The organism is Nostoc sp., assembly GCF_036917935.1.
GTDB lineage: Bacteria > Cyanobacteriota > Cyanobacteriia > Cyanobacteriales > Nostocaceae > Nostoc.
Window position 1 is genome coordinate 62,306 of record NZ_JBALEL010000063.1, and the last position, 24,839, is coordinate 87,144.

Annotated in this window: 27 protein-coding genes and 1 pseudogene; 14 read left to right on the forward strand and 14 right to left on the reverse strand. The window is 42.2% G+C overall.

All coding sequences use genetic code 11. The features are described from left to right. Positions 1-106: 106 nt before the first annotated feature. Complete coding sequence (larC, locus tag V7K62_RS28015) at positions 107-1,393, reverse strand: nickel pincer cofactor biosynthesis protein LarC (protein ID WP_334870012.1); 1,287 nt, start codon at positions 1,391-1,393, stop codon at positions 107-109. A 116-nt stretch (positions 1,394-1,509) separates the two neighbouring features. On the opposite strand from larC, the gene V7K62_RS28020 reads away from it, so the two are divergent. The 5 genes from V7K62_RS28020 (at position 1,510) to V7K62_RS28040 (ending at position 5,155) form a co-directional block, all read left to right on the forward strand. Then, positions 1,510-2,169 (forward strand): L-threonylcarbamoyladenylate synthase, encoded by a 660-nt coding sequence (locus V7K62_RS28020; protein ID WP_334869958.1) that lies wholly within the window; start codon positions 1,510-1,512, stop codon positions 2,167-2,169. A gap of 407 nt (positions 2,170-2,576) precedes the next feature. After that, positions 2,577-3,797: a HetZ-related protein gene (locus tag V7K62_RS28025; protein ID WP_334869959.1), complete on the forward strand. Its 1,221-nt coding sequence runs from the start codon at positions 2,577-2,579 to the stop codon at positions 3,795-3,797. A 116-nt stretch (positions 3,798-3,913) separates the two neighbouring features. After that, positions 3,914-4,135 carry an addiction module protein gene (locus tag V7K62_RS28030; protein ID WP_334869961.1) on the forward strand — a complete coding sequence of 74 codons (222 nt, stop codon included), beginning with the start codon at positions 3,914-3,916 and terminating at the stop codon, positions 4,133-4,135. Beyond that, positions 4,128-4,427 carry a type II toxin-antitoxin system RelE/ParE family toxin gene (locus tag V7K62_RS28035; RefSeq protein WP_334869963.1) on the forward strand — a complete coding sequence of 100 codons (300 nt, stop codon included), beginning with the start codon at positions 4,128-4,130 and terminating at the stop codon, positions 4,425-4,427. Before V7K62_RS28030 ends, V7K62_RS28035 begins: the two co-directional genes overlap by 8 nt. A 245-nt stretch (positions 4,428-4,672) precedes the next feature. Beyond that, positions 4,673-5,155: a PD-(D/E)XK nuclease superfamily protein gene (locus V7K62_RS28040; protein WP_334869965.1), complete on the forward strand. Its 483-nt coding sequence runs from the start codon at positions 4,673-4,675 to the stop codon at positions 5,153-5,155. Here the strand turns inward: V7K62_RS28040 and V7K62_RS28045 are convergent. After that, positions 5,152-5,979: a DNA adenine methylase gene (locus tag V7K62_RS28045; protein WP_334869968.1), complete on the reverse strand. Its 828-nt coding sequence runs from the start codon at positions 5,977-5,979 to the stop codon at positions 5,152-5,154. The two genes, V7K62_RS28040 and V7K62_RS28045, sit on opposite strands and share 4 nt — an antisense overlap. Before the next feature lie 165 nt (positions 5,980-6,144). Between V7K62_RS28045 and V7K62_RS28050 the strand changes: the two genes are divergently transcribed. The 3 genes from V7K62_RS28050 (at position 6,145) to V7K62_RS28060 (ending at position 8,172) form a co-directional block, all read left to right on the forward strand. Further along, on the forward strand, positions 6,145-6,351 hold the full coding sequence (locus V7K62_RS28050; protein WP_190731327.1) for a DUF751 family protein: 207 nt from the start codon (positions 6,145-6,147) through the stop codon (positions 6,349-6,351). 123 nt (positions 6,352-6,474) lie between these two features. After that, on the forward strand, positions 6,475-6,894 hold the full coding sequence (gene rbfA / locus V7K62_RS28055; RefSeq protein WP_334869970.1) for a 30S ribosome-binding factor RbfA: 420 nt from the start codon (positions 6,475-6,477) through the stop codon (positions 6,892-6,894). Positions 6,895-7,935: 1,041 nt separating this feature from the next. Beyond that, positions 7,936-8,172 carry a DUF4327 family protein gene (locus V7K62_RS28060; RefSeq protein WP_094347157.1) on the forward strand — a complete coding sequence of 79 codons (237 nt, stop codon included), beginning with the start codon at positions 7,936-7,938 and terminating at the stop codon, positions 8,170-8,172. A 524-nt stretch (positions 8,173-8,696) separates the two neighbouring features. Here the strand turns inward: V7K62_RS28060 and V7K62_RS28065 are convergent. Both V7K62_RS28065 and V7K62_RS28070 read right to left on the reverse strand, forming a co-directional pair. Then, positions 8,697-9,050 (reverse strand): hypothetical protein, encoded by a 354-nt coding sequence (locus tag V7K62_RS28065; RefSeq protein WP_094347158.1) that lies wholly within the window; start codon positions 9,048-9,050, stop codon positions 8,697-8,699. 228 nt (positions 9,051-9,278) lie between these two features. Further along, positions 9,279-9,365, reverse strand: a pseudogene (locus V7K62_RS28070) (oxidoreductase); the annotation flags it as partial. 90 nt (positions 9,366-9,455) lie between these two features. Between V7K62_RS28070 and V7K62_RS28075 the strand changes: the two are divergent. Next, positions 9,456-10,064 carry a TetR/AcrR family transcriptional regulator gene (locus V7K62_RS28075; protein WP_334869972.1) on the forward strand — a complete coding sequence of 203 codons (609 nt, stop codon included), beginning with the start codon at positions 9,456-9,458 and terminating at the stop codon, positions 10,062-10,064. A 477-nt stretch (positions 10,065-10,541) separates the two neighbouring features. Next, positions 10,542-11,447: a cation diffusion facilitator family transporter gene (locus V7K62_RS28080; protein WP_334869974.1), complete on the forward strand. Its 906-nt coding sequence runs from the start codon at positions 10,542-10,544 to the stop codon at positions 11,445-11,447. Between the two features lie 249 nt (positions 11,448-11,696). On the opposite strand, the gene V7K62_RS28085 is transcribed toward V7K62_RS28080, so the two are convergent. From V7K62_RS28085 to cbiD, 3 genes are all read right to left on the reverse strand, one after another. Next, positions 11,697-12,101, reverse strand: a complete 405-nt coding sequence (locus V7K62_RS28085) for a response regulator (protein ID WP_334869976.1) — start codon at positions 12,099-12,101, stop codon at positions 11,697-11,699. A 761-nt stretch (positions 12,102-12,862) separates the two neighbouring features. Continuing rightward, positions 12,863-14,485, reverse strand: a complete 1,623-nt coding sequence (gene guaA, locus V7K62_RS28090) for a glutamine-hydrolyzing GMP synthase (protein WP_334869978.1) — start codon at positions 14,483-14,485, stop codon at positions 12,863-12,865. A gap of 227 nt (positions 14,486-14,712) precedes the next feature. After that, entirely contained in the window at positions 14,713-15,828 is a 1,116-nt protein-coding gene (cbiD, locus tag V7K62_RS28095; RefSeq protein WP_334869980.1) for a cobalt-precorrin-5B (C(1))-methyltransferase CbiD, read from the reverse strand. 107 nt (positions 15,829-15,935) lie between these two features. Here cbiD and V7K62_RS28100 point away from each other — a divergent pair, with 107 nt between their 5' ends. Beyond that, a complete protein-coding gene (locus tag V7K62_RS28100; protein WP_334869982.1) occupies positions 15,936-17,366 on the forward strand; it encodes a DUF6602 domain-containing protein in 1,431 nt (476 codons plus the stop codon). A 93-nt stretch (positions 17,367-17,459) separates the two neighbouring features. Here V7K62_RS28100 and V7K62_RS28105 read toward each other — a convergent pair whose 3' ends face one another. From V7K62_RS28105 to V7K62_RS28125, 5 genes are all read right to left on the reverse strand, one after another. After that, on the reverse strand, positions 17,460-17,711 hold the full coding sequence (locus tag V7K62_RS28105; protein ID WP_334869984.1) for a DUF6887 family protein: 252 nt from the start codon (positions 17,709-17,711) through the stop codon (positions 17,460-17,462). Continuing rightward, on the reverse strand, positions 17,698-17,886 hold the full coding sequence (locus V7K62_RS28110; protein ID WP_099099501.1) for a DUF6888 family protein: 189 nt from the start codon (positions 17,884-17,886) through the stop codon (positions 17,698-17,700). The genes V7K62_RS28105 and V7K62_RS28110 overlap by 14 nt, the downstream gene beginning before the upstream one ends. A 45-nt stretch (positions 17,887-17,931) precedes the next feature. Beyond that, entirely contained in the window at positions 17,932-18,228 is a 297-nt protein-coding gene (locus V7K62_RS28115; RefSeq protein WP_334869986.1) for a DUF7734 family protein, read from the reverse strand. 36 nt (positions 18,229-18,264) lie between these two features. Further along, positions 18,265-18,861 (reverse strand): DUF3177 family protein, encoded by a 597-nt coding sequence (locus V7K62_RS28120; RefSeq protein ID WP_334869988.1) that lies wholly within the window; start codon positions 18,859-18,861, stop codon positions 18,265-18,267. 480 nt (positions 18,862-19,341) lie between these two features. Next, positions 19,342-19,587 carry a Calvin cycle protein CP12 gene (locus V7K62_RS28125; protein WP_334869990.1) on the reverse strand — a complete coding sequence of 82 codons (246 nt, stop codon included), beginning with the start codon at positions 19,585-19,587 and terminating at the stop codon, positions 19,342-19,344. A 371-nt stretch (positions 19,588-19,958) separates the two neighbouring features. On the opposite strand from V7K62_RS28125, the gene V7K62_RS28130 reads away from it, so the two are divergent. Continuing rightward, positions 19,959-21,194 (forward strand): FIST signal transduction protein, encoded by a 1,236-nt coding sequence (locus tag V7K62_RS28130; protein ID WP_334869992.1) that lies wholly within the window; start codon positions 19,959-19,961, stop codon positions 21,192-21,194. Between the two features lie 60 nt (positions 21,195-21,254). On the opposite strand, the gene V7K62_RS28135 is transcribed toward V7K62_RS28130, so the two are convergent. After that, a complete protein-coding gene (locus V7K62_RS28135) occupies positions 21,255-22,382 on the reverse strand; it encodes a metallophosphoesterase family protein (protein ID WP_334869994.1) in 1,128 nt (375 codons plus the stop codon). Positions 22,383-22,780: 398 nt separating this feature from the next. Between V7K62_RS28135 and V7K62_RS28140 the strand changes: the two genes are divergently transcribed. Beyond that, positions 22,781-23,653 (forward strand): S-methyl-5'-thioadenosine phosphorylase, encoded by an 873-nt coding sequence (locus V7K62_RS28140; protein WP_334869996.1) that lies wholly within the window; start codon positions 22,781-22,783, stop codon positions 23,651-23,653. Positions 23,654-23,672: 19 nt separating this feature from the next. After that, positions 23,673-23,957 carry a hypothetical protein gene (locus V7K62_RS28145; RefSeq protein WP_334869998.1) on the forward strand — a complete coding sequence of 95 codons (285 nt, stop codon included), beginning with the start codon at positions 23,673-23,675 and terminating at the stop codon, positions 23,955-23,957. Positions 23,958-24,347: 390 nt separating this feature from the next. Here the strand turns inward: V7K62_RS28145 and V7K62_RS28150 are convergent. After that, a partial coding sequence (locus V7K62_RS28150) for a WD40 repeat domain-containing protein (RefSeq protein WP_334870001.1) occupies positions 24,348-24,839 on the reverse strand: 492 nt, incomplete at its 5' end.

Here is a 24,839-nt window from a genome sequence, read left to right on the forward strand (position 1 = left end):
AGGATGTCAATACAGGTAGAGTTGATTGATGTGTGAGGGAAGGCGGAGCCTTTTGGATGGCATTCCCAGTCGGAGACTGGGAACAGGAAACGAGGAACGAGGAGATTCAGCTATTTTCTAAATACCAACGCTGTAGCGCCAACCGTTGAATTTCGCGCCAGGGAATATTATGTTTTCGGGCTAAGTCTGCACAATCTTCATATTCTGGCTGCACATTTGCAATAACTTTTTCTGGTGATTGTCCATTCCATGCTATCTTGACACGCACTTTGCCATATTCCGTTTCCACTTGTTGAATTTCCCGTTGTAAAATGGCGCGTTGCTGAGTTGTTCGCCGAATACCCAAAGTAGTGGTTTCGCGGAATAAAACCGCTTCACAACTGAGTAAATTTTCTGGATGACAAATCACAGTCAGCAAAATCCCCGGACGGGACTTTTTCATCCCGATCGCTTGGGTAAAAACATCCACAGCACCAGCCGCAAACAACGCCTCAAACACATAGCCGATCGCTTGCGGATTCAAATCATCGATTTGGGTTTCTAGTACCGAGATAGTTTCCAAATTTGAGCTAGTATCTTCAAAATCACTGAAATTTGACTGCAAACTTGCGCTTTCGCCCAGCCAGAGGCGTAGAATATTGGGAATGGGTAAATTTATGGTTCCTGCTCCCAGTCCTATCTGCTTGATAGCGATCGCAGGTGGTGAACCAAAATCTCTTGCCAAAGTAGTGGCGATCGCGGCTCCTGTTGGTGTCACCAATTCTCTGTCAATGCCATTGCTATAAACTGGACAACCCCGCATTGCCCACAGCTTTAATACCGCTGGTACTGGTACTGCCATCTGACCATGTGCAGCCCTAACAGTGCCGCCACCAGTCGGGAACGCGGAACAGTAAAGTAAGGGCAATCCTGACTCATTGCTCTCGATCCCCAACCAATCCAACCCCAGACAAGTACCCACAATATCGACGATTGCATCTACAGCACCCACCTCATGAAAATGAACTTTTTCAGGAGAAATACCATGCACCGCCCCTTCTGCTACTGCTAGCTGTTGAAATACCGCCAAACTCCAAGCTTCTGCCCGTGGTGGCAACCCCGCTTTGATAATCATCCGCTCTATTTCTGGCAAGTGGCGTGTGTGATGATGACTGTGTTCGCGATCGTGGTCGTGGTGATGGTGGCGATCGTGTACTAAATCCACATGGACTTTAGTCGCCTGCTGACCATTACGTTGGACAAGTTCTGCCCTTAACTGATATTCCTGTTCAATACCCAACCCATTGAGTTTTTCAATTAAATACTCCACAGGAACACCCAAACTTACCAAAGCACCCAGGCACATATCACCAGAAATTCCTGTCGGACATTGAAGATAAGCAATTTTATTCATAGTCATTAGTCATTAGTCATTAGTCATTAGTCATTAGTCATTTTTTATTCTCCCCTATCCCCAATCCCCTATCCCCAATCCCTAGTCCCTAGTCCCTAGTCCCAAATCACCGTGTTATGGCAAAAATTTTCCCAGTTCATCCGGATAATCCTCAAACTCGCCGAATAGAGGAAATAAAGTCGGCGCTCTTTAGTGGCGCAGTCATGCTTTACCCTACTGATACAGTCTATGCGATCGGTTGTGATTTGAATGCTAAGTCGGCGGTAGAACGAGTGCGGCAAATTAAAAAGCTAGCAAATGATAAACCACTGACATTTTTATGTCCCTCGCTTTCAAATGTGGCAACTTATGCCTTCGTAAGTGACACAGACTATCGGATTATGAAACGCCTGATTCCAGGGCCATACACGTTTTTGCTCCCAGCTACTAAGTTAGTACCGCGATTGGTGCAAAGCCCCAAGCGGAAAACTACTGGAATTAGAGTACCAAACCATACAGTGTGTTTGGAGTTGCTGGCAGCCTTGGGCAATCCGATTATTTCAACTTCGGCACATCTGCCACCAGATGAAGCAGATAATGGCATGATTCGGATAGATCCTGAAACTATTCAGTCGCGGATAGAGCTATTTGAGCGTTTGGACAAGTTGGTAGACATAATTGTAGATACTGGCGAGGAACCTACTTATGAAGTCTCTACCATCTTGGATATGACGGGAGACGAAGCAGTGATTATACGGAGGGGTTTAGGTTGGGAAGCAGCAGCAGCATGGGTATAAGAATTCCACTTCACAGGCACACCTCTCCGTTTCGGAAATTGTGATAAAAACAACTCCAGTTTTTAAATTGTCATATTTAAAGGCGATGTCTACGATGGGCTGTTCGGTAAGGCTGTGGATATAAGAGTATGGTGGCAACAGTTGGCACAGCAAGGTATTTGACAACTTTGAGAAAATGGCGGGTACTCATGTCCCAGCGTCAATATGGTGGCTTGTGAAAAAACCGACACATTGCCATAACTGTAACTCTTTCGTATTTCCTATAGTTTTATATATGAGCTTTAGATGTGAGCATTATATGCGGCAAGTCTTGATGGATGAATGCCCAAAGATTCACAAGCCAAGGAATGTCTTGATTGCTGTGTCTGCGTTGTAATTACGGTGCAATACTACTACCTGGAAAAGTCATGAAAGCTAACGTCGTCAATCTACCAAATTCTACACCTATTTTTGAGAACCACGTTTCGACTGAAGAATTTTCTGATAGCAGCAGCGCTACTTTGATTCAATTGCTGTCTGAGGAAATGCAAGCGCAAGTGAAAGCAACACCCAAGTGCGTAGAAGCTTTAGCAAAGCGCATAGCCGTAGAAGTAGAACGCATTTGCGATAAAAGCTCCCGTATCCAAACATCTGGGGAAATCAAATCCTGGCAGATGACGTTGGGAAGACATCGGATGCAAAAGTGCTTACGTTACTACCAACTAGGTTCCAAACAAGGGCGGGTGGAATTACATAGCAATTTGGGTGCTATGGTTTACCGTCATGTAACTATGTCCGGCTCGGAGTTGGGCTTTGATGCTCGTTACAGCCTGATTGAAGATTTTTTACAAGCATTTTATATTGAAGCGATCAAAGCTTTTCGCAGAGAAAACGAACTACCTAACGATCACACGCCGCGTACTCAACTGCAATTAGCTGAATACATGGCTTTTACAGAACAATACGCCAAACGCCGGATCAATTTACCTGGTGGTGCAAATCAGCAACTAATTATCTTGCGGGCCCAAGGTTTTGCTCGTCGTCAGCCCCAAGAAACGACCGTGGATATTGAAATGGCGGTAGAATCTGCTAAGGGTGAAGAAGCAGAATCTTACCAGCGTAACTCGGCGGTGCAACAGCTGCGATCGCAAATGATTGCCCAAACTAATTTCGATCCATCAGAAGAGTCAGAACGCGATCGCGTCATCACTGAATTGATGAAATACCTGGAGTCTCAAGGACAATCTGATTGTATGAATTACCTCAGCTTGAAACTTCAAGACCTCTCAGCCCCAGAAATTGACCAAATTCTCGGTTTAACCAGCCGTCAGCGCGATTATCTCCAACAACGCTTTAAGTACCACGTAGAAAAGTTTGCCAAACAACACCACTGGCAATTGGTACATCAATGGTTAGGCGCGGGTTTAGAGCAAAAATTGGGTTTATCTTCCCAGCAGTGGGAAATCTTTGTGAATCAACTCACAGAACAGCAACAGGAAATATTACAGTTAAAAACTGCACGGGAAAACGACCAGGCGATCGCTAAAACCATCAAATGCACCCCCAAACAGCTACAAAAGCGCTGGACTCAACTTTTAGAAATAGCATGGTCTATCCGCAACGGTCATACTGAGGCACAGACGGGTTGAAGTCAAGGCGAAATAACTAAAATTTATCCAAGCTCAATTCCAGTTATTAAAAATGTTGTTATGAATATGGCGGTTTGGGAGTGTAATAATGAAGATGAATAAAATCAGAGAAAACCATGAACCCAGTATTTCCCGAACTCTCTAGTCTTTCGAGAGCGGAAAAACTCCAACTGGTAGAAGACTTATGGGATGAGATTGGCACTACACCAGCAGCACTCCCAGTTTTAGATTGGCACAAACAAGAACTAGCCCGTCGCAAAGCCGAATATCTGCAAAACCCAGCCATTGGCAACAGTTGGGAAGATGTAAAAGCAAGAATATCTCTACGGCATGGCTAGAAACTTAACTATCCTTACAGCCGCAGAACTGGACATTATTGAAGCTTATGACTGGTACCAGGGGCGCGAATTTGGGTTAGGTGCTGAGTTCCTACGATGTATTGATGCCTGCCTGAATTTAATTCAGCGTCACCCCAACACATACCAGATTGTTCATGAAACCTATCGCCGCGCTACAGTCAGGCGTTTTCCCTACGTCGTTTTTTACGAGTTTAATGAACAGGAGATTATTATCTACGCTGTTTTCCACTGTTCCCAAGACCCAGAAAAATGGCGTAGTCGCTTGCAATAGTTGGTCTTTGAGACTAAAGATAAATCCATTATTTTAACTATTACCTAAATTAGTAACTCCTTCCTAATCCAAATTATTAATACATTTGTATTTGTTTAGTACAAAATTACTAACTTTTTCCTTCTTTACACCGAATGAATCTAGACTTGTGTATCCAAAATCAAAAATTTATATAACCTAGCATTTACTGTTGCTTCCAGGGAATCCTAAAATCAGGAAACCTTTTGAAGATAATCAGGATAAAGATGACTCAAGGTGCAAGAGCAGTGACTTCTGGCAATGTTTTGGAAAAAACTGTAGAAGGGACTTTACTGGGTCATGGATATGTCCAAGTGGGTTTTGGTTTACCAAAGAAACAGCGCCTTGGATGTCTTTTAAGCTCAAATACTATACCAAAACGATATGCTAGGCAGGTTTATATCGGAGCAGGAATTTATGGAAGCTATATATATGTAGACTTTTACATTATTGGTGCTACATCCGTTTCTTCCGGGCTGATTATTGAGTGTAAATGGCAGCAAAGTAGTGGATCAGTCGATGAAAAACTTCCTTACCTTAACTTGAATATTCAAAATTGCTATCCTGCACAAGCAGTCGTATTAATTGATGGTGGAGGTATGAAACCGCAAGCTGTATCGTGGTTAGGCAAACAAGTTGGTTTCAATCAAAATCTTCTCTCAGTTCATAATTTAAGTTCATTCATTGCCTGGTCTAACAATAATCTTTAATATGAAGTTACTAGTAATTCTGTAATTTTTCCGCGCTTTTTAGCATTGGAATTAATTGCCCTAGATGCCGATATAGTATAGATATTGAAACTCCTGTAAAGGTTGCGAATAAATTCACAATCTGAATTAGATAGCATGACTTTAACTCCACGTTCAGCTAATTTTTCAAATACATCTTTGAGTTGAACTTGTTGCTCTTCAGCAAAGCGATACCTACTGTAAGCCGTAAAATAGCTAGTTTCACTTACAGGATAGTATGGTGGGTCAAAATAAATAAAATCATCACTGCTTGTGGCATAATTTAGCACATCAGCAAAATCTGTTTGTTTAATTTTAGATGTAGAAAGTGCTTCTGAGGCTGCTTTTAGTAAAACCTCAGCACAAATATTGGGATTTTTATATCTGCCTAATGGCACATTGAATTTCCCCTGTGAGTTGACTCGATAAAGACCATTAAAACAAGTCTTATTAAGATAAATTAGACGAGCCGCTTTTTCTATATCAGTACCACTAGAGTTGTTTCTGACACTATAGTAATAATCTTTATCATGTTGGATTTTATGCTCTTTCAATATAAAAATTAATTCCTCAACATGATCTCTAACACAACAATAAGTGTTAATTAGTTCGGCATTAATATCAGTTAAAATCGCTGCACTTGGTTGGAGATAGAAAAAAACTGCACCACCACCTAAAAATGGCTCATAGTAATTTTTATAACTCTTGGGAAAATAAGGAATATATTGCTGTATTAACCGACTTTTACCCCCTGCCCACTTCAAAAATGGACGTGGGCTAGTTTCCTTCGAGACTTGAATTACCATTTACTTACAATTTAACTGAAAATAATTATGACTAAATAAAGCAAATATAACCGACAAGCCAAATTTTAGATTAACTAGCTAATTTTCCAGCCGCATATATTACAATTGAGTAGATAAAGCATATCAAAACAAACGTAAGTATATAACAAGGCAGTTTACATTCAGATGTTTGACGGATTTTGGGATAACGTCTTTCGCTACCCCCGGTACTTAATTAGTATCGTCTTAGGCTTGTTTCTGAACACCTTTGCGCCATTAGTGCCATTGTTGAAGCGCCCTGTCACCTTGATCGCCATCTTGGGTTTATTTGTGAGCAGCCTAGTCTTCCTGACTCTCACCCTACGGGCAATGTTGGGCTTGAGTACAATCTAGACTAGCGTTATATCGGGGCTGTGCCCCACAGACGGTTGCTCTTGGCGTTGCTCCCGCTAAGTACTGTCTACCCAAATTGCATCTATTTTTGTCGTACAACCTCTGTGATGAGGCGAAATTTTTATGGCTACAAATCGTCGGGTTTCCCGCGTTGCTGAACTGATCAAACGGGAAGTTAGCCAAATGCTGCTCAACGGCATTAAGGATGACCGTGTGGGTACTGGAATGGTTAGTGTGACTGATGTTGATGTTTCTGGCGATCTCCAACACGCCAAAATCTACGTCAGCATTTATGGAACAGATGAAGCTAAGGTAGAAACAATGGCAGGCTTAAAGTCGGCCACAGGTTATGTCCGCAGCGAACTTGGGGCGCGGGTACGGCTACGTCGTACACCAGAGGTGATATTTCTCGAAGATCGTTCTATAGAACGCGGTAATAAAGTATTGGCACTACTAAACCAACTTAATCACGATCGCCCGCCCGAAAGTCTAGTAGCAGTAGAAGACAGCACTGTTCAAAATGATCAGGAATTCTCCGAATAAGTAACTAAAACAACAATGTAACTTCAGAACAATTAATCTCAGCAAATCCGCCAAACAGTTTACAGACGTGACTAGCTCGCGTCTGTTTTAATGTAAACATAACCTCATTCAGCGATCGCTAGTTGTATATATACGCTTTTTGTTTCTCAAGAAGAATTCAGAATTCAGTATAAATTCTGTATGACTGGGTGATACTACCTTTGTGCTTTGCGTCTCCCCTTCTATCTTTAGAAGAGGCTAGCGCCTTCTCTACGAGACGCGATCCGAACGCGGAGTGTCAGAGAAGGGAGAAGTTGCCACAACAGGGAACCCCCACAAGACATTTCTCTTCGTTGTGAGCGAAACAAGGTTTAAATATTCTTCCTTGCTAAAACTCCATTGCTTGATGGGTGGAATCTTCAGCAATTCTGTATTCTGACTCCTGTTTATGTGTGTCCTGATTACGAATTAGAGTATTACTCCACCCTTTTACAGATATTTCTCAAAAGAAAACTGGATGATATTAGTGCTGAAATTAACTAAGAAATTACAGTCTTACTTAAGAAATTGTTAACAGATGCCAGGATAAAAGCCTTCGTAGTATACTTTAGCCGTTATGTTTTGCAACAGTTTATACCCTAGTAACTGACAAATATTATTGTGTTGTTTACCTTAGATGAATACCAGCAGTTATAGATCCAGCTTTAAGGTGATTATTTGATATGTAAGCCATCGCGATATAAACTCTTCCCACCCACCAAATCTTGCCTTAAGACAGTAATGGCAAGACTTTCAGACTTGTGGCATCAAAGTCATACAGCTACATAAGCAGGTTAAGTTAACTACTCGGAATTTTTTTTGTAAAGCGGATTTGCGATAAATGTCAGGATTCGTTGACTTTCTTAACATTTCTTGAGATAATTTCAGGAGATGTAGCGTCAAAATAAAAATAGTTCCGTATAGCAAACTACAAAATCCTAGCCACAAGTCTAATTTCTGTAATGTTTGTTCCTAATTATTAACGGGAACACTATCGTAAGTGTTAATTTGTGAGTAAAAAACATGAGTGTGAATACGGTGCCTTCTATCAATTACTACTCTCTAGATGTGATTCAAGACGAAGCACGCCGACTGGTGCAAAAGGGAATGGTTAGCCGACAACAGCCAATATATAGCCTCTGCCAATACATTCCAGCGAGAGAGTGGGTTTGCGTTGAATGTGAATTAGAGAAATGTGACTTTTTGTTACGCGATCGCATTGGCGACCTAATTGGTCGTGAACAGTGGGACAACGACTAATCAATGTTTGATTTCGGATTTAGGATTGGGAGCTTATTTTTGATGTGTGGATGTCACCATCAATGATTCAACGCCCAATCTGGGGAATAATCTCTGGTTTTTGATCACCATTGCCCTATATAGAATCTTACGTTTTTGATTAACACAGAAGCATTTGAGTCTGAATTTATACAAATTTTCAAGTTAAAGAAGGCATCAGAACCATTTTTTCTGTACATCTGGTGTCACAGCTTGAGTTTAGTATGTAGATTCTGTGAAGTTCCTACATTGATCCGATGGAAGTGTAGGAACTTCACTTTTGACTCGCAATTTATTGCATCGCTTCCCTCAAGTAAGCGATAACCTGCTTGCTGTTCAAAGCCAAAATCTGTCTTGAAAAGTTTGCTAAGTCGGGCTAACCGACACCAGTTGCGACAACAAAGGGAACCTCCGCCAGCAACTGGCTGAACCTTCACAAAATTAAAAATTTGTATAGTCTTTTTTCTGAAAAAATCTCGAAAAGCACAGAAAAATCGGATGAACTATTATCCTACTTGCTCTAAATACTGATTAATATCTTCAATGATCCGAGTAAGTTCAGCTTCAGTAGTCAAGCGGATGTTGACGTTGCGGACAGTCAGCAAAACTTTGGCTGCAAAGGGCGTTGGCCAGATATTAGGATTACAAAAAATTTCTAAAAATACTTCACCCGTATAACGATATTCCAGGGGAGGCTGGGGAGTGACTCTACCACCGCCAGGAGTGGGTTTAGCGGCGATCGCTTTCAGGCGTTCCATCAGTTGATCTGTCGCTGTCTTTAATTCTCGTGCTGCTTGGGGTGAAAAACTGAAGGAGACTGAACCTTCAATTAAGTTCAATGTTAGAGGAATTGAAGACATATTTTTTTTATTAAAACTTCTTGATAAGTACTTATATTACCGGAAGAAGGGGTCTGAATCTCACTCTCATAGTTCCCGGTGTCTTCTTCAAAGACCACTAGTGGTCTGTCAATAACTAATTGACGGATAAATTCCTTGTAGAGACGGCGATTTATCGCGTCTCTCTAACCGTCAAAATGAATTTGACAGACTACTAGTGTAGGTGAGGGCAACGGCTGCCCCATCCTACGCGAGACGTTTAGCGATCGCCGCCCCTAGACCGCGTGACCCGCCTGTTACCAATGCCACCTTACCTGTAAGTTTTTTGTTGCTCATAGTATTCTTTTGTCATGACAATTTTGTATCGCATGGGATAGATATAAGGCATGGGGGCAAGCCTGTCAAGAAACTATTATACTGATGAGTATGAAACAGGAAAAAACCACTGCGCCGATGGGACGGCCCCGCGAGTTCGATACCGATGACGCGCTCAATCGTGCAATGCATGTCTTCTGGCGCAAGGGCTATCTGGGCACGTCCCTCTCGGATTTGACCGAAGCTATGGGCATTAATCGCCCTAGCCTCTACGCCGCCTTTGGCAACAAGGAATCTCTATTCCGCAAAGTGCTGGATCGCTATGCCGACGGGCCATCAGCCTATCTTCGTGAGGCTCTCGAAGAGCCGACCGCGCGCCAGGTCGCCGAGCGGATGATGTACGGGGCCGTTGACTTGGGAACCGATCCGCGCAATCCACCGGGATGTCTCTGGGTTCATGGCACGCTTTCATGCGGAGATCCAGCCGATCCGATCCGGCAGGAATTGTCCGCACGCCGAGAATCAAGTGAAGCCTCCCTGCGTAAGCGTTTCGAGCAGGCGATTTCGGAGGGGGACTTACCAGCTAATTGCGATCCAGCCGCTCTGGCCCGTTTTGTCGTGACGGTCAATTGTGGAATGTCAGTCCTGGCGGCGACCGGAGCCACCCGAACGGAACTACTGCGGGTTGTGGAGATAGCGTTGCAAGCGTGGCCGCAGTAGGATAACAGCTATTTGGTTGGTGTCGCATGGACATCTGAGGTGGAAAGAGTCAGATTTCGCTCCTCAAATTTTGACCATTTTCTGAATAAACCATGAGCTTCCTTATCCTTATCAGGCAGTAAATAACACTCATTAAGCCGATGGGTTATTTAGAGTAAATACAGATCGCTGATGGTCGTCATAATATCTTTGAATACAATTCGATATGACCTCAGTTGATGCATTAATAACAAAGTTAATTAAAATATTACTGAAATTAATGCTAAAAATACGCGGTTATTTATAAACCTATTAATAATGGCTATACAGCTTGTAGCTGCTGTTAGTTAAAAAGAATCTCAATAAATCGATCTAAAACATAGAGACTATAGAGAGACTTAATCCTTACTGCGTAAGACTTTGACACACTTGATTTGTGTTTATTTGTATTTTGAGGTCTACATTAGAAGTCATAGAACTTGATGTGATAAATTATCTATGACTTACGATAACCGCGCCGAAGTACGAAAGGTTTTAATTATTACCCTATTGCTCAACCTGTTTGTATTGGGATTAAAAGCACTTGTAGGTTACTGGACAGGTTCTTTGAGTTTGCTAGCTGATGCCTTGCACAGTGTGACAGATAGCGCCAACAACGTTTTAGGATTAATTGCGAGTAAATTTTCTTCTCCACAACCCGATCGCGAACATCCCTACGGACACAGCAAGTTTGAAGCGGTAGGCGCTCTAGGAATTGCCTCATTTTTAGGAATAGCCTGTTTTGAAATTCTGCAAGGAGCAATCAAACGAATTCTCAAAGGTGGTGCTGAACCAATAATAATATCGCCACCTGAGTTGTGGTTATTACTAATTGTGTTGGGCGTGAATATTTTTGTGGCGTTTTATGAACGTGCTGTGGGTAAGCGAGTAGGTAGCTCAATTCTCATCGCTGATGCGACACATACCATGAGCGATATTTGGGTGACAATCTCTGTAATTGCTGGTTTGATAGGAGTTTGGCTCGGTTATCAATGGATGGATTTGGTGTTAGCTTTTCCTGTCGCCTTGTTGGTATTTTGGAGTGGCTGGTCAGTTTTAAAAGAGAATTTACCTTGGCTTGTGGATCAAATGGCGATCGCACCAGAAGCAATACATGCGATCGCTACTTCTGTTCCAGGTGTAATTAACTGTCATGCGATCGCTTCTCGCGGCGTTCTTGGTCGTCAAGTGTTCATTGAAATGCATTTAATAGTGGATGCACCAGACGTAGAAACCGCCCACCAAATCACCGAAGAAGTAGAAAGCCGATTAGAAGAACGGTTCCGTCCAGTGAGAATTTTAATTCACGTCGAGCCACCAGCGTATAAGTCTGAGCAAATTAGCTTTGAAACTGGAGCAAAGTAGTCTCGGCAATTCTAAATCACGCCCTATACTATGCTGGTTCCCCTTAAAAACGCTTGCTCTAATTCCCTCATTAAAAAGGAGGGTTAGGGGGGATCAAGGCTGAACCCAAGAATATTGTGTTAGTACCAAGATTTTTTTCACAAACCAATACCTTATCCAAAGTGATGTTCTATAACCTTGATTTCTTCGTTTAAAAAATATGATCAGGAAAGTAACAAATAACGACCGACAAATAACTGCATATTTGTGTTAATTCTTATAAGAAGCCACCAAATCTGCGACGATCGCAACTAGTTCTCCTGGATCAACTGGTTTAGCCACATGAGTCTGAAAACCCGCTTCCAGAGCGCGGCTACGATACTCGCTATCACCATAAGCAGTTAAGGCGATCGCGGGAAGTTTTGCATAAATATCAGGCTTCAGCGCCCGGATCTTGCGGATGAGGGTGTAGCCATCTTCATCAGGCATAGCAATATCACAAATCAAGACATCTAGTTGCAACTCAGGTAATACTTTCAATGCTACCGCTGCCGATGCAACTGCCATAATGGTGGCTCCATCAGCTTCCAACACGGTAGTAATGTAAAAGCGGCTATCTTCATCATCATCAACTACGAGGATGTTTAAGCCAGCAAGGGGAAGAGCAGGTTCCATAACATCTCCATTAACGTTGATCAAATGAAATGTATTTCTAATCAGCTGCTTGTTTTTTTCTCTGTCACCATACCATTGGTCATTTTACTGCGATCGCGGCGATTTTCCTAGAAAATAACTCAATTTGTCTAGTCACCATCCAATTGATAGTTAATTATTCGCTGGCATTTATAGTTATTGACTGGATAAAATTATGTTGGTGTTGAAATTCCTTTACATTTAAAAATTAACTTTAACGAATAGTTGGAGTTCAAGAATAATCTTGCTAATTACTGAATGCTTTATTACGAACAGGTTTAGATTTTGATAAAGGCTTTTAAAAATTAAAAGTATCGCAAAGTGCTGTTAGCGGATAGCTAGGGTTTAGTCCGTGCTGAGTATAAACCCAGTTATTTCAATGTCCTAACATATCTGACTACAGCTATAGTAATAGCAATTCTCCGTAAGCTTGTACTTAATGATTACTCCTTCTCCTTGGCGTACTTATCTACGAACGCGAACAGCGTGTCGCAGACAGACGCTACGCGATGGTGGTTTGTTTAATACAGGACTTGAATAAACCGAAAGTCAAAAAAATAGACAATACCGAGGCTTAAAAGGAGTCACGTCGGCATTGTCATTTTTAAATACAGCAGAAGAAAACTAGGCTTTATACCTGACTATTAACTTCCAAACTGCTGGATGTGAATCTAAACTCCTGCAATTAATCTGAACCATAGCAAAAAGTAATCAGCTTTTAGTTAAGTCAACTCAAAACTTGATTACTCCCATTCAATGGTTCCAGGCGGCTTAGAGGTGATGTCATAAACCACCCGATTCACCCCTTTCACCTCATTCACAATTCGAGTGGAAATCACTTCTAGGACATCATAAGGCACTCTCGCCCAATCAGCAGTCATGCCATCTTCACTGGTAACAATCCGCAAAACAATCGGGTAAGCGTAAGTACGTTGATCCCCCATAACGCCAACACTACGAATTGGCAGCAATACAGCAAACGCTTGCCAGAAGTCATGATACATGCCGCGTTGGTTAATTTCTTGCCGCACAATCAAATCGGCGTCGCGCAAAATGTTTAACCGCTCAGATGTCACTTCCCCCAGAATGCGAATTGCTAAACCAGGCCCAGGAAAAGGTTGCCGTTGAACAATTTCTTCTGGTAAACCAATGGAACGTCCAAGTTTGCGGACTTCATCTTTAAATAGTTTCCGCAGTGGTTCGACCAATTTAAATCTTAGGTCTTTGGGCAAACCGCCAACATTGTGATGACTCTTAATTTTCACCGCTACCCGCTCACCAGTTTGGGGATCAACGTTGGTGTCAGCAGATTCGATCACATCTGGATAAAGAGTCCCTTGAGCCAGATAGTCAAACTGACCGAGGCGCTTGGATGTTTCCTCAAATACACTGATAAATTCGTGTCCAATGCGGCGGCGTTTTTCTTCAGGATCTGTGATATCAGCAACTCTAGCTAAAAAGCGATCGCGGGCGTTAACATACTCTACAGGAATGTGAAACTGCTCTTGAAACAGCTTTACTAATCGCTCTGGCTCATACTTTCGCATAAAGCCTTGATCGATAAACACGCAAGTCAGTTGCTCACCAATCGCTTTATACAGCAAGAAGGCCAAGGTAGAAGAATCCACTCCCCCAGACAGCGCCAACAGCACCCGCTTCTGGCCAACTCTGGCGCGAATTTCTCGAATTGCCTCTTCGACGAAAGCCGCTGTTGTCCAAGTAGGTTCGCAATCGCAGATATGGTAGACAAAATTACGGATTAATGCTATGCCGCCAACGGAATGTACCACCTCTGGATGAAACTGAACGCCATAAAGTTTCCTTTCGTGGTCGGCAATGGCAGCACAGGGAGTATTTTCTGTATGTGCCAGCAATTCAAACCCTGATGGCATTTGGGTAACTGAGTCTCCATGACTCATCCACATGGTAGTACCATCTTCGACATTAGTGAGCAAATCTGTGGGATCATCAATATATAATGATGCTTTGCCGTATTCACCTCGCTGGGCCTTTGCCACTTCCCCACCGAGTTGGTTTACCATCAGCTGCATCCCATAGCAAACACCCAAGACGGGTATTCCCAAATTCCAGATTTCTGAGTCACAATGGGGAGCGTTATCACCATAAACCGAACTTGGGCCACCAGAGAGGATGATTCCCTTAGGATTCAGTTGGCGCAAATGTTCAGAAGTAGTGCGATAGGATAAAACTTCCGAGTATACTTGAGTCTCGCGGATGCGACGGGCAATCAGCTCAGAATATTGAGAGCCAAAGTCCAGAATTACAATTAATTGGCGATCAAGTCTCCCAAAATTTTCCAATGTTTGGGGCGCTTGTTCTGTTGGTAGAGTCACCGCTGTATTCATGACGGGAGTGTTATATCTGTTAAGGATAGATAGATGCTTTGTGGTCTATGGTGATGCTATTATCAGCCTGGGTAGGCTGATAATGGTATAGAGATCCTTTACAAACGCGACTTTATGTGCGTTTGTCTAGTCCCTGAGTCGGAGATGGTATTAAAACGATAAACTTACCCGAGATTGGTTACTTAAAGGATTATTTATTGGGATTGTTTACGATTATTCATAATAAATTAACATAATTTTCCCATCAACAGACCAGCAGTTTTACTCTTCACGATAATTTTGCGATCGCGATCAAAGAGAATAGAGCCACAGACTGTAACTGCTGTGCCCTTTTCGCTATGGCTTTGGATGTATTCTTGGGAACGAACATCGATGGTTTCGGCGATCGCAGTGTAAACTTGATTTACCCAATCACTACCAGTTGCAGCATCTAGCGATCGTAAGTATGTTAGTGCTGCTTCAGCGGTAGCACTATTAAACACAGCTTGAATATCTGGTAATTTTAAACCTGCGATCGCACAGTGCGCGGCCAAAATTTCCCGCCGTCCATCAGCTAAGTAGTGATGAGTATGAAAAATCCCTCCGGCTAGTTTCATCAGCTTACCGTGATAGCCAAATAATAAGATTTCTTTCACACCTAGTACATCAGCTTCTACTAACATTGGGCCGAGCCAGTTAGCAGTTTTGACCAATTGTTCAGGATTAATCCCTAGTTTACGCGCCAAATCTAGGCCATTCTCCCCAATGCAAAATACTAAACTCTCAAAACGACTGGCTTTATTTTGTAATTCTGCCCGAAAAACTGCAAGCTGATCTGGCGTACTTAAGGGTTGAGAAATACCAGTTGTGCCTAAAAGCGAAAGTCCTTCAACCACACCAAAAGCAGAATTTGAAGTCCGAACAGCAAGCGATCGCCCTTCAGGTAGAATAATCGTCACCCTGATTTTTTCCCCTGGTGCTAGCATTCGTTGCAAATTCTCTTGCAACAGCCTTTGAGCGTAAGCATAAATAGCCGGCTTGTCATCAGCGTTTAATTGCCTACCAATCCCTTCCCCACCTTTAATAATTACTGCATCATCACCCTGTTCTCGCCATTCCACCAATGCCCAAATCGGTGTATCTTTAGTCAAATCAAGATTATCACCAGGATCGCTGCGGGTGATGGCTAAAGCCATATTCTCAGATAATCCTGCTACCTGTTCAATGGGGATTTCGGCGATTTGAGCGGGTTCAATCAAATCTACAGATGCTAAAGTTAGGGGTTGGCGATCGCGTAACCAATGTAAAGCTGCAATAGCAGCAGCACAGGCAAAGACAGGAAGTGTGTATCCAGAACGGGACATTTTTTAAATTTAAAAGTTACAATAATAATTATTCAAAATTGTTCGCGCAGCGTCACTGAGTTAAGACAGTTTCAGACTGCAATTGAGAACTAATTATAGAATTAATCATGGTTCATCCCGTATATAAGACAAGAATTGAAGCAGACATAAAGCGTTTAATATCTACTTCAGATGAGATAGAGCATATTAAACACAAAGGCTTGCGAGGAGCTTTTCGAGAAAGTAGCCTTGATAGATTACTACAAAGTTATCTTCCATTTGGTTGGGATTTGGGAAGTGGAGAAGTAATTGATTATCTAGGTGAAACTTCTTCAGAAATCGATTTATTAATTTATAACAAGGCATCTATTCCTCCAATTTTATTTAGCGAGTCTGAGGGATGTTATCCAGTTGAAAGTTGCTTTTACGTGTTTGAGATAAAAACGACGTCAAATGCTTCGCAGATTAAAGAAACAATAGAAAAATTCAAAAAGTTGAGGCAGCTTAAGCGATTAGCTCCTAGAAAAACAATAACTGTATATTTTGCTTATAATACTGATTTAAAGGAAAAATCTGAATTTGAAAGGTATGCTGAATACGATGCCAATTTTGGAGATGACCCGTTAATAGATGTTTTGTGTGTTATTGGTCAAGGATATTGGTATCATCTAAAAGATTCTCATTCAATTACTTGGTATTTTTTTAAGGCTCAACAAAACCATTTTGAAGTAGGATTATTTTTATCTGGAATCATAAACACAATCAACAAAATTAACTCACAACAACCGTTTGGATATTATGTTGTTGATAATGTCAATTCTAGCAAAATTATCTATCATAGAGACTTTCTTAGAGACTTTGACATACCTTTTGATAAAGGTGATATGTTTACTAATGGTTACAGAGAACATGAACTTGGGAATTATAGTGCAGCCATCAATTTCTTCTTAAAGTCTATTCAGGAACAGCGTAAATTAGCTTCATTCCTAGTCAAGCTTGCAACAGAGAGCTTTGAAAGAAAAAACTATCAAGCTATCATAGAGTACACAAGTAAAGCAATTGATTTATATCCGCCTCTAAAGTATAATTACAGGCTTTTTCACAGAAGAGGAATAGCTTACTTCCAACTTGACCAGCTTAATCCTGAAAATTCTGAGAATTTAGTTGCTAAATCAATAGATGATTTTAATTTTGCAATCAAACTCAACCCCGCTAATCCTGAACTCCGCTACTGTTTAGCTTGCTCAAAACTACGCATAGCAGGCTTTGATCGAAGCCTTCTGACGGATGCGCTAAACTCCCTCAATAAAGCTATAGAGTTAAACCCCTTATATGAACAAGCCCTAGTTTTAAGAGGGACAACTTATAATATGTTAGGTCAATTTGCTGAAGCTAGAGACACTTATGTTAAAGCAATGGGAATTAACTCTGCAAATGAGGAAATACTTAAAAATTTAATTATTCAAGAATATAACCTCTCTTTGCGTGGAGAACAAAATACTCTTATTTCTCATGAAGAACTAGGAAATTGGATGCAGGGGAACTACGAAGACAAATAAATAAAAACAAGCATCTTTTGGGCTGTTAAATTTTGAATACCTACTGATAACTGTCTGGTTCCGCCTCTGCCAAGGATTGAGCGGTCTAACTATTCACTCTTGGTCAGTCGGCTCCAACGCAGTGTTAGCCTGCTGACTACTGCTTCTTGCTGCTTCTAGCTTTTGGCGAATCGCTGCTTGAACCTTCTCATCAAAATCGGGATCGTTCGGGCTTGCAATAATCCGACGCGGACGCTGATTAATCCTGTCCAAGTATGCTTGAAAAGCAGCTTGATCGCCGCGATGCTTGAGAAAATACTGTTTCAATTCAACATCAGACATTGAATCGTAATTAATTCGGCTCATCAGACAATTCTCCGTTGGGTAAAATTTGGAATTCAATCTCTTCGTCATACCCAGCAAGGATGTATACATTACGAGTCCGATTATCAACGCAAATGAGGTATATGGGTTGAAGCATGATATACGTCAGTTGATAGCTAATACGATACAAACTTGCTACTTGAGCAGCAGTAGGCATTTTAGTTAATTACACCAAAATTACGAATTACGAATTAGTAATTAGTTAAACACCTACTTCTAATAATAGAGCTTCCATAGCTGACCAAGAAAGTCCTTGTTGAATATAACGGGGTGCTTCAGGATTGTAAGGACTAGCTACTCGGTCAATGTTGAGGATGTTTCCCCCATCTGGTAGAACAGGTACATCTGCATCAAATGCCGTAGGGCGCATCAAAGAACTGGAAAAGCCTTTGAAAATAGCAATTGTATCTTCCTCATCGGCAATTTCCACCGTTACAATTAGGACTTCTTTGGTGCGTTTAGCTGTGTATTGTTCCAGTCGCTTGCCAATGGAATTCATTTTTTTAAGAGTAGAGATAAGGTGGCGCAGTGACGGTTACTGTGGTGTGGCTGAACGTCCCTGCTTGCCTAGCTTAATCAGAACAAAATAGCTTAAGTAAAGCACATATATTACTAAACTAGTGATGCCAAGAAAACCTAAAAACTCAGCTTTGCTATTAGCATGAAAATATTCTTTGAATAGCAACGGAGCCTCGAACCAGACGCGACAATAGGGAGTCTTCAGCACATTCCCAGAAAAAGCACAACCTAAAAAAGGGATAAAGGCAAGTGTGCCCAAAAAACAATAAACAGTTGTCGCCCAGCGCCAAGAAGTAAAAATAAATTTCAAAGAGCCACTGGTTTGATACTCAATTTCATCGTTGATATCCACCCAGAACCACAGCGAAATCGGGATCAAAATCTGAGCTATCAACCCAGAGATAAAGCTAACTGGATACTGGGCAATCATTAAGTAAATCGTGATTGCTACCAAGCTTGATACTCGCCAGTATATAGCTAATAAGCGTTGTATGCCTTCCACTTTTTGCACAAATGCCCAAATCAGAAGAATTAGTGGAATAATTACCAGGAATAATACTGCCAGTCGGTAATCAATCCAGACGAAAGGTCGAAACCAAATATTATAGTCCATATTTTTTCTCAAACAATAGATAAAGAAGAAGTCAGGAGTCCGAATAAATCAAGTGGGGTTTTATACCACTACATGATTGTAGACTGCTAAATAAGGCAAGGCTATTAAACCCTTTTATTCAGGAGTCAGTCAGACTCCAATTCATCCTGAATTCTTCTTGATAATAGTTTATTGAACCTCGGATGACTAGAAGTCACAAGTATTACAAAAAATTTATAGGGGCGTACAGATGTACGCCCCTACTGCCAATTAATTGGTTGTTTAATTTATGAAAATCGCAACTTATCCCTTTGGAAGAAGCCTCTTAATTCAAATAAGGAATTTATTTTTTGTTTCCACGACTAAAATCAGAGACTTTAAATAAAACGCTTGCAAGTGGAGGATATTGGTAAGTTTCCGCGTCCCCCACTCTGGGCGTCTTCTTTAGTCAATCCTGGTTGTTTGCTAACCAAACAACAGAAAATCCAGTTGCCTCAATTTCTAGTCGTCGTAAACCCGGCATTCAATTGCATCTGGGTTGTCATCACAATACTGTTCTAGAGAGTTTTTTGGCTTGCTTTGGCGCTTGTGGGAAGCTTCGGCTTGCAATTCTTCTACTGCATCCCAAGCAGCAGCACACTCTGGTGAGTTGCCACCGTTAATATCACAGACAGCACGCGCTTGTTCTACTTCTTCTTGGATTTTCTCTTGGATGTCGCCTTTTGCTGTTTCTTGAATGTTGGTCATTAGCTTTAGTCTCGTTGTGTGTTGTTAATACTAGTATAGAAAAACTTCCGAAAGGGCAGATTTTAGCTTGATTACTAACCATTCTAACCATTCAGCTAATAAGTTAGTACTTTAGCCTATTGATTTATAACCAATACAGTAAACTGCCGTATTTATAGGGCATTCATCTTTATTTTTTAATATTTTGTGCAATCAGTACCATAGATAAACAATCATACAATATATTTAGATGCATATATTAGGGAATGACAACCCCAGCTTTTTGGGATGGAGGAGACAAAAGGCTGGCACTAATTTTTGTCGGATGCAATTCTTCCCAAAATAAAAAATCAAAACCTACTAGCCCAAAAAGAGAAAGAAGCTCAAAACTCATGGCAGACCAAATGCAGTGGGCAAACGCCCTATCAACCCGTCATTCTTTGGAAGCCGCCGTTACAGATGTGGTGGAACGAGCTGTCTCATCGTTAACAGCACCTGCGGATCTAGGACTGGTATTCATTTCGTCTGCTTTTACGAGTGAGTATTCCCGATTGTTACCCTTGTTAGCTGAGAAACTTTCTGTACCTGTGCTAATTGGCTGTAGTGGTGGAGGTGTGATTGGGACGACAGTTAGCGGAGAAACCCAAGAATTGGAAGCTGAACCAGCTATCAGCTTGACTTTAGCACACCTGCCGGGAGTGAAGGTTCAAGTCTTTCATATTGTTGCTGAAGAATTACCTGACTTAGACAGTTCACCAGATGCTTGGCTTGATTTGATCGGTGTGCCACCATCACCGACACCTCAGTTCATCTTGCTGTCTAGTTCTTTCGCTTCTGGAATCAACGATTTGTTGCAGGGGCTGGATTTTGCTTATCCAGGATCGGTAATTGTGGGTGGACAGGCTAGTGGTGGGGGTATGGGTGGTCGTGTTGCCCTATTTTGTAACGATGCCAATGGTGAGGAACAGCAAAACCTTTATCGGGAGGGCACTGTTGGCATAGCTTTGACTGGCAATATTGTTTTGGAAACGATTGTAGCCCAAGGATGCCGACCAATTGGCAAACCATTGCAAGTCACAAAAGCCGATCGCAATATTATCCTAGAGTTAGATGAGAAAGTGCCTCTGGTGGTGTTGCGAGATTTGATTGCTAGTCTCAGCGAACAAGAACGGATGTTAGCACAGCATTCTCTGTTTGTTGGTGTGGCAATGGATGAATTTAAGTTAGCTTTGCAGCAAGGAGACTTTTTAATTCGTGGTATTCTTGGGGTCGATCCAAATGCTGGGGCGATCGCAATTGGCGATCGCGTCCGTCCTGGTCAAAGGCTGCAATTCCACCTACGCGATGCCCAAGCCTCCGCTGAAGACTTAGAATTACTCCTCCAAAGTTATCAACAAGAACGAGAATCTGAACCCTCTGCCGTAGCTGCCTTGATGTTTTCCTGTTTGGGACGAGGTGAAGGACTCTATGGTAAACCCAACTTCGATTCGGAACTATTTCAGCGCTACCTTAACGATATTCCTGTTGGTGGCTTTTTCTGTGGCGGTGAAATCGGCCCTGTTGGTGGCAGAACCTTTTTACACGCCTATACCTCAGCATTTGGGATTTGTCGCCAAAATCAGTTATGAGTGCTGTTAGCGATACCGGGGCGTTTAGCCCGTGCTGAATCACCTTCTAACTCCAAATTCCTAACTCTTATCCAACAAAAGTGTGGTGTTATTATCAATCAGAGTCAAATTTCCATTAGTGGCGATACCGGGATTAGGCTGTGATGCACTATATGTTTGAATGTAGCGCCGCACTTCTAGGGGAAAATGAGGGTAATCTAACACCGCATCACCATCGGCAATAGTTGCCCAGAAGTCGCGCAAACCAGGAGCTAATTCTTTTGCCTGTGATAATGGTAAGTTTAATGGAGAGTGAGTTAGTAGCTTGATTAGGAAGGGGAAAGAGCGATCGCCCATCCACTGCTTTGATGACTGTTGCAAGTTGGGGAACTCAGGCACTGACTCAACGCGATGAGATATAATTTGCAACGATTCTTTACCTTGGTTATCCCGATGAAACTCTAGCACCCGATAAGGGTGAGGATAGCTAACTAAAGAGCCAGTGGTAATATCATATACTCCATCTGAGTAAGCAACATCCTGAACGTGCAAATGCCCGGTAAACACTAGCTTGACTCCGTAGCGCCTCAGCAACTGCAACAGTTCTGCTGAATTGGCCAACATATAACGATTTGCCAGTGGATGGTTCGATTGATTGGGTAAATGCTCCACCACATTATGATGCACCATCACCAGAACTAATTCATCAACAGATGCCGCCAGCACCTCTTCTAACCACCGTAGCTGTTTGGCATCCAAACACCCCACCAGCTCACCCTGGTCATTAAAAGAGTTAGAATTCAGTCCAATCAGCTTAACTCCAGGTAATAACTGACGAATGTAGTAAATCTGCTGTGGATCGTCATAGCCAAAGTTCGTGTAATAGTAGGGAAAATCTGGAAAAGCAATTGATTGCCGATCCGCCAACAGCACAGGAACGTCATGATTACCAGGAACAACATAGACGGGAAAAGGTAGCTGGGCTAAACATTGTTGTAACCAAGCGTGGTTCTCTGGTTCGCCGTGTTGGGTTAAATCTCCTGGTAACAACAAGAAATCTAAATCGAGTTGTGTTAAATGTTCTAGTACACTTTTAAATGCTGAGATACTTACTTCCACCAGATGAAATCGGCTGGGATGATCCCAGATTGTATGAGGGAGTGCCAGGTGTAAGTCGCTGACTACCGCAAAGCGAAAATTGAGAGTCATTGATTTATGAAAATGTTAAAAGCAGGGGTTAAAATAAGCCTTTTCCCAAAAGTATAACGCTTGCTTTGTTTCCCTGTGTAGGAGTGCGTCTAGTTAACATTTGTATACATGAAGCATCGATTATACACTATGGTGACAAGTGACTTAAGGGCTAATCATAACCATTAATCTCGAAAAATTATCGGAAATTTGATTGCTAAAAATTATTACTTAATGCTCGAATAATTGGGCGATCGCTTTTCTCTGCACCTGAACAAATAATTAATGGGTAATATATTCGATAATGTTAGGGGCACGAAATGTGATCGCGTAGCTCATCCTAGATATCGCTTTGTTTTCTGCTACTCCCCTTTTCGATAAAATAACTGAGCAGATCAGCAAAGAACAGGTTCAGAATCATGGCTCAAGTTAGTATTGGGATTATAGGTGGTAGCGGTCTTTACAAAATGGATGCCCTCAAAGATGTCGAAGAGGTGCGAGTCGAGACTCCTTTTGGTTCACCATCTGATGCTTTGATTCTGGGGACTTTGGATGGTACACGGGTAGCTTTTTTGGCGCGTCATGGCCGCAATCACACGCTTTTACCCTCTGAGTTACCGTTTCGCGCTAATATCTATGCGATGAAACAATTGGGTGTGAAGTATTTAATTTCAGCTAGTGCTGTGGGTTCCTTGAAGGAAGAGGCGAAACCACTGGATATGGTGGTGCCAGATCAGTTTATTGACAGAACGAAAAATCGAATTTCAACGTTTTTCGGTGAGGGAATTGTTGCTCACATTGCCTTTGGCGATCCGATTTGTCAGAATTTGGCTGTGGTGTTGGCAGATGCGATCGCATCTCTCAATTTACCAGAAGTTACTCTCCATCGCGGCGGTACTTATGTGTGCATGGAAGGGCCAGCTTTTTCTACTAAGGCGGAATCGAATCTTTACCGCAGTTGGGGTGCAACAATCATTGGCATGACGAATTTACCAGAGGCGAAGTTGGCAAGGGAAGCGGAAATTGCATACTCAACTTTAGCGCTGGTGACAGATTATGATTGTTGGCATCCAGACCATGACAGTGTGACGGTAGAATTGGTAATTGGCAATTTGTTGCGGAATGCTGTGAATGCTCAAAAGGTGATTCAAGAAACTGTACGACGCTTGAGTGAAAATCCGCCGCCGAGTGAGGCGCATTCGGCGTTGCAGTATGCGATTTTGACTCAGTTGGATAAAGCACCAGCGGCGACGAAGGAAAAGTTAGGGTTATTGTTGCAGAAGTATTTGTAGTATTGGTGATGAATCAGCGATGTCTACGCCTACGCAGTTTCTTATTACAGTTTTGCGTAAAAGCGTAGCGTTTTTAATGCAGGGAAACGCATTGGCATTGTTAGCCGACACAATGGCATTGTCAGGCGACGCATTGGCATTGTTAGGCGACGCATTGGCATTGTTAGGCGATGCATTGGCATTGTTAGGCGATGCATTGGCATTGTCAGGCGACACAATGGCATTGTCAGGCGACGTAATGGCATTGTTAGGCGACACAATGGCATTGCAGGGGATTACAAAATTTAATTTGCTAGGAATTTAAGGAAATGCTGTATAGACCTCTTGCAAAAGTCCCTAACACCCCACCCCCAACCCCTCCCCGCAAGCGGGGAGGGGAGCGTTTGCGTTAGCAAATGCGGGGTGGGGTTCTTTGTTTTTTATTTATGCAAGAGGTCTTATTTAGATTAGGGCAAGAGCGATCGCAACGACGGGCTATTTGGTGACGTACCATCATCATAAAATCATACAGGCTTGCATTATCCCAAGTTCAGGTAATTAGTTGTCATTGCGAGCGAAACATGGTAATCGCAATGGCTGTAAATATTTTTGTTTATCTACTTAGCTATACCAATTTGGAAAATGATTGCGACAGATGGATTCACACCAAGCTAGACGCACCAACGCGATTCCCAATCCAAAATCTAAAATGGTATCACCTGCGTGTCCCAATATCATCACATAGATGCTTATCGCGCTCATTCACATTGGGGTTGTTTTGCAAATAGTCGCCCGCCCAAGCACAACCCTTAACCATTAAATCATCCAAATTCAGATTCCACAACTTCACCGTGTTGTCAGAACTTGCAGAGGCAATAGTTTTGCCATCGGGGCTGAAGGCGACACCCCTAACAGAACTGCTATGCCCTTTGAGAGTTTGTAATTCCTGCCCAGCCAGATTCCACAACTTCACCGTCTTGTCAGAACTTGCAGAGGCAATAGTTTTGCCATCGGGGCTGAAGGCGACACCCCTAACATAACTGCTATGCCCTTTGAGAGTTTGTAATTCCTGCCCAGCCAGATTCCACAACTTCACCGTGTTGTCATCACTAGCAGAGGCAATAGTTTTGCCATCGGGGCTGAAGGCGACACTATAGACAGTACTGCTATGCCCTTTGAGAGTTTGTAATTCCTGCCCAGCCAGATT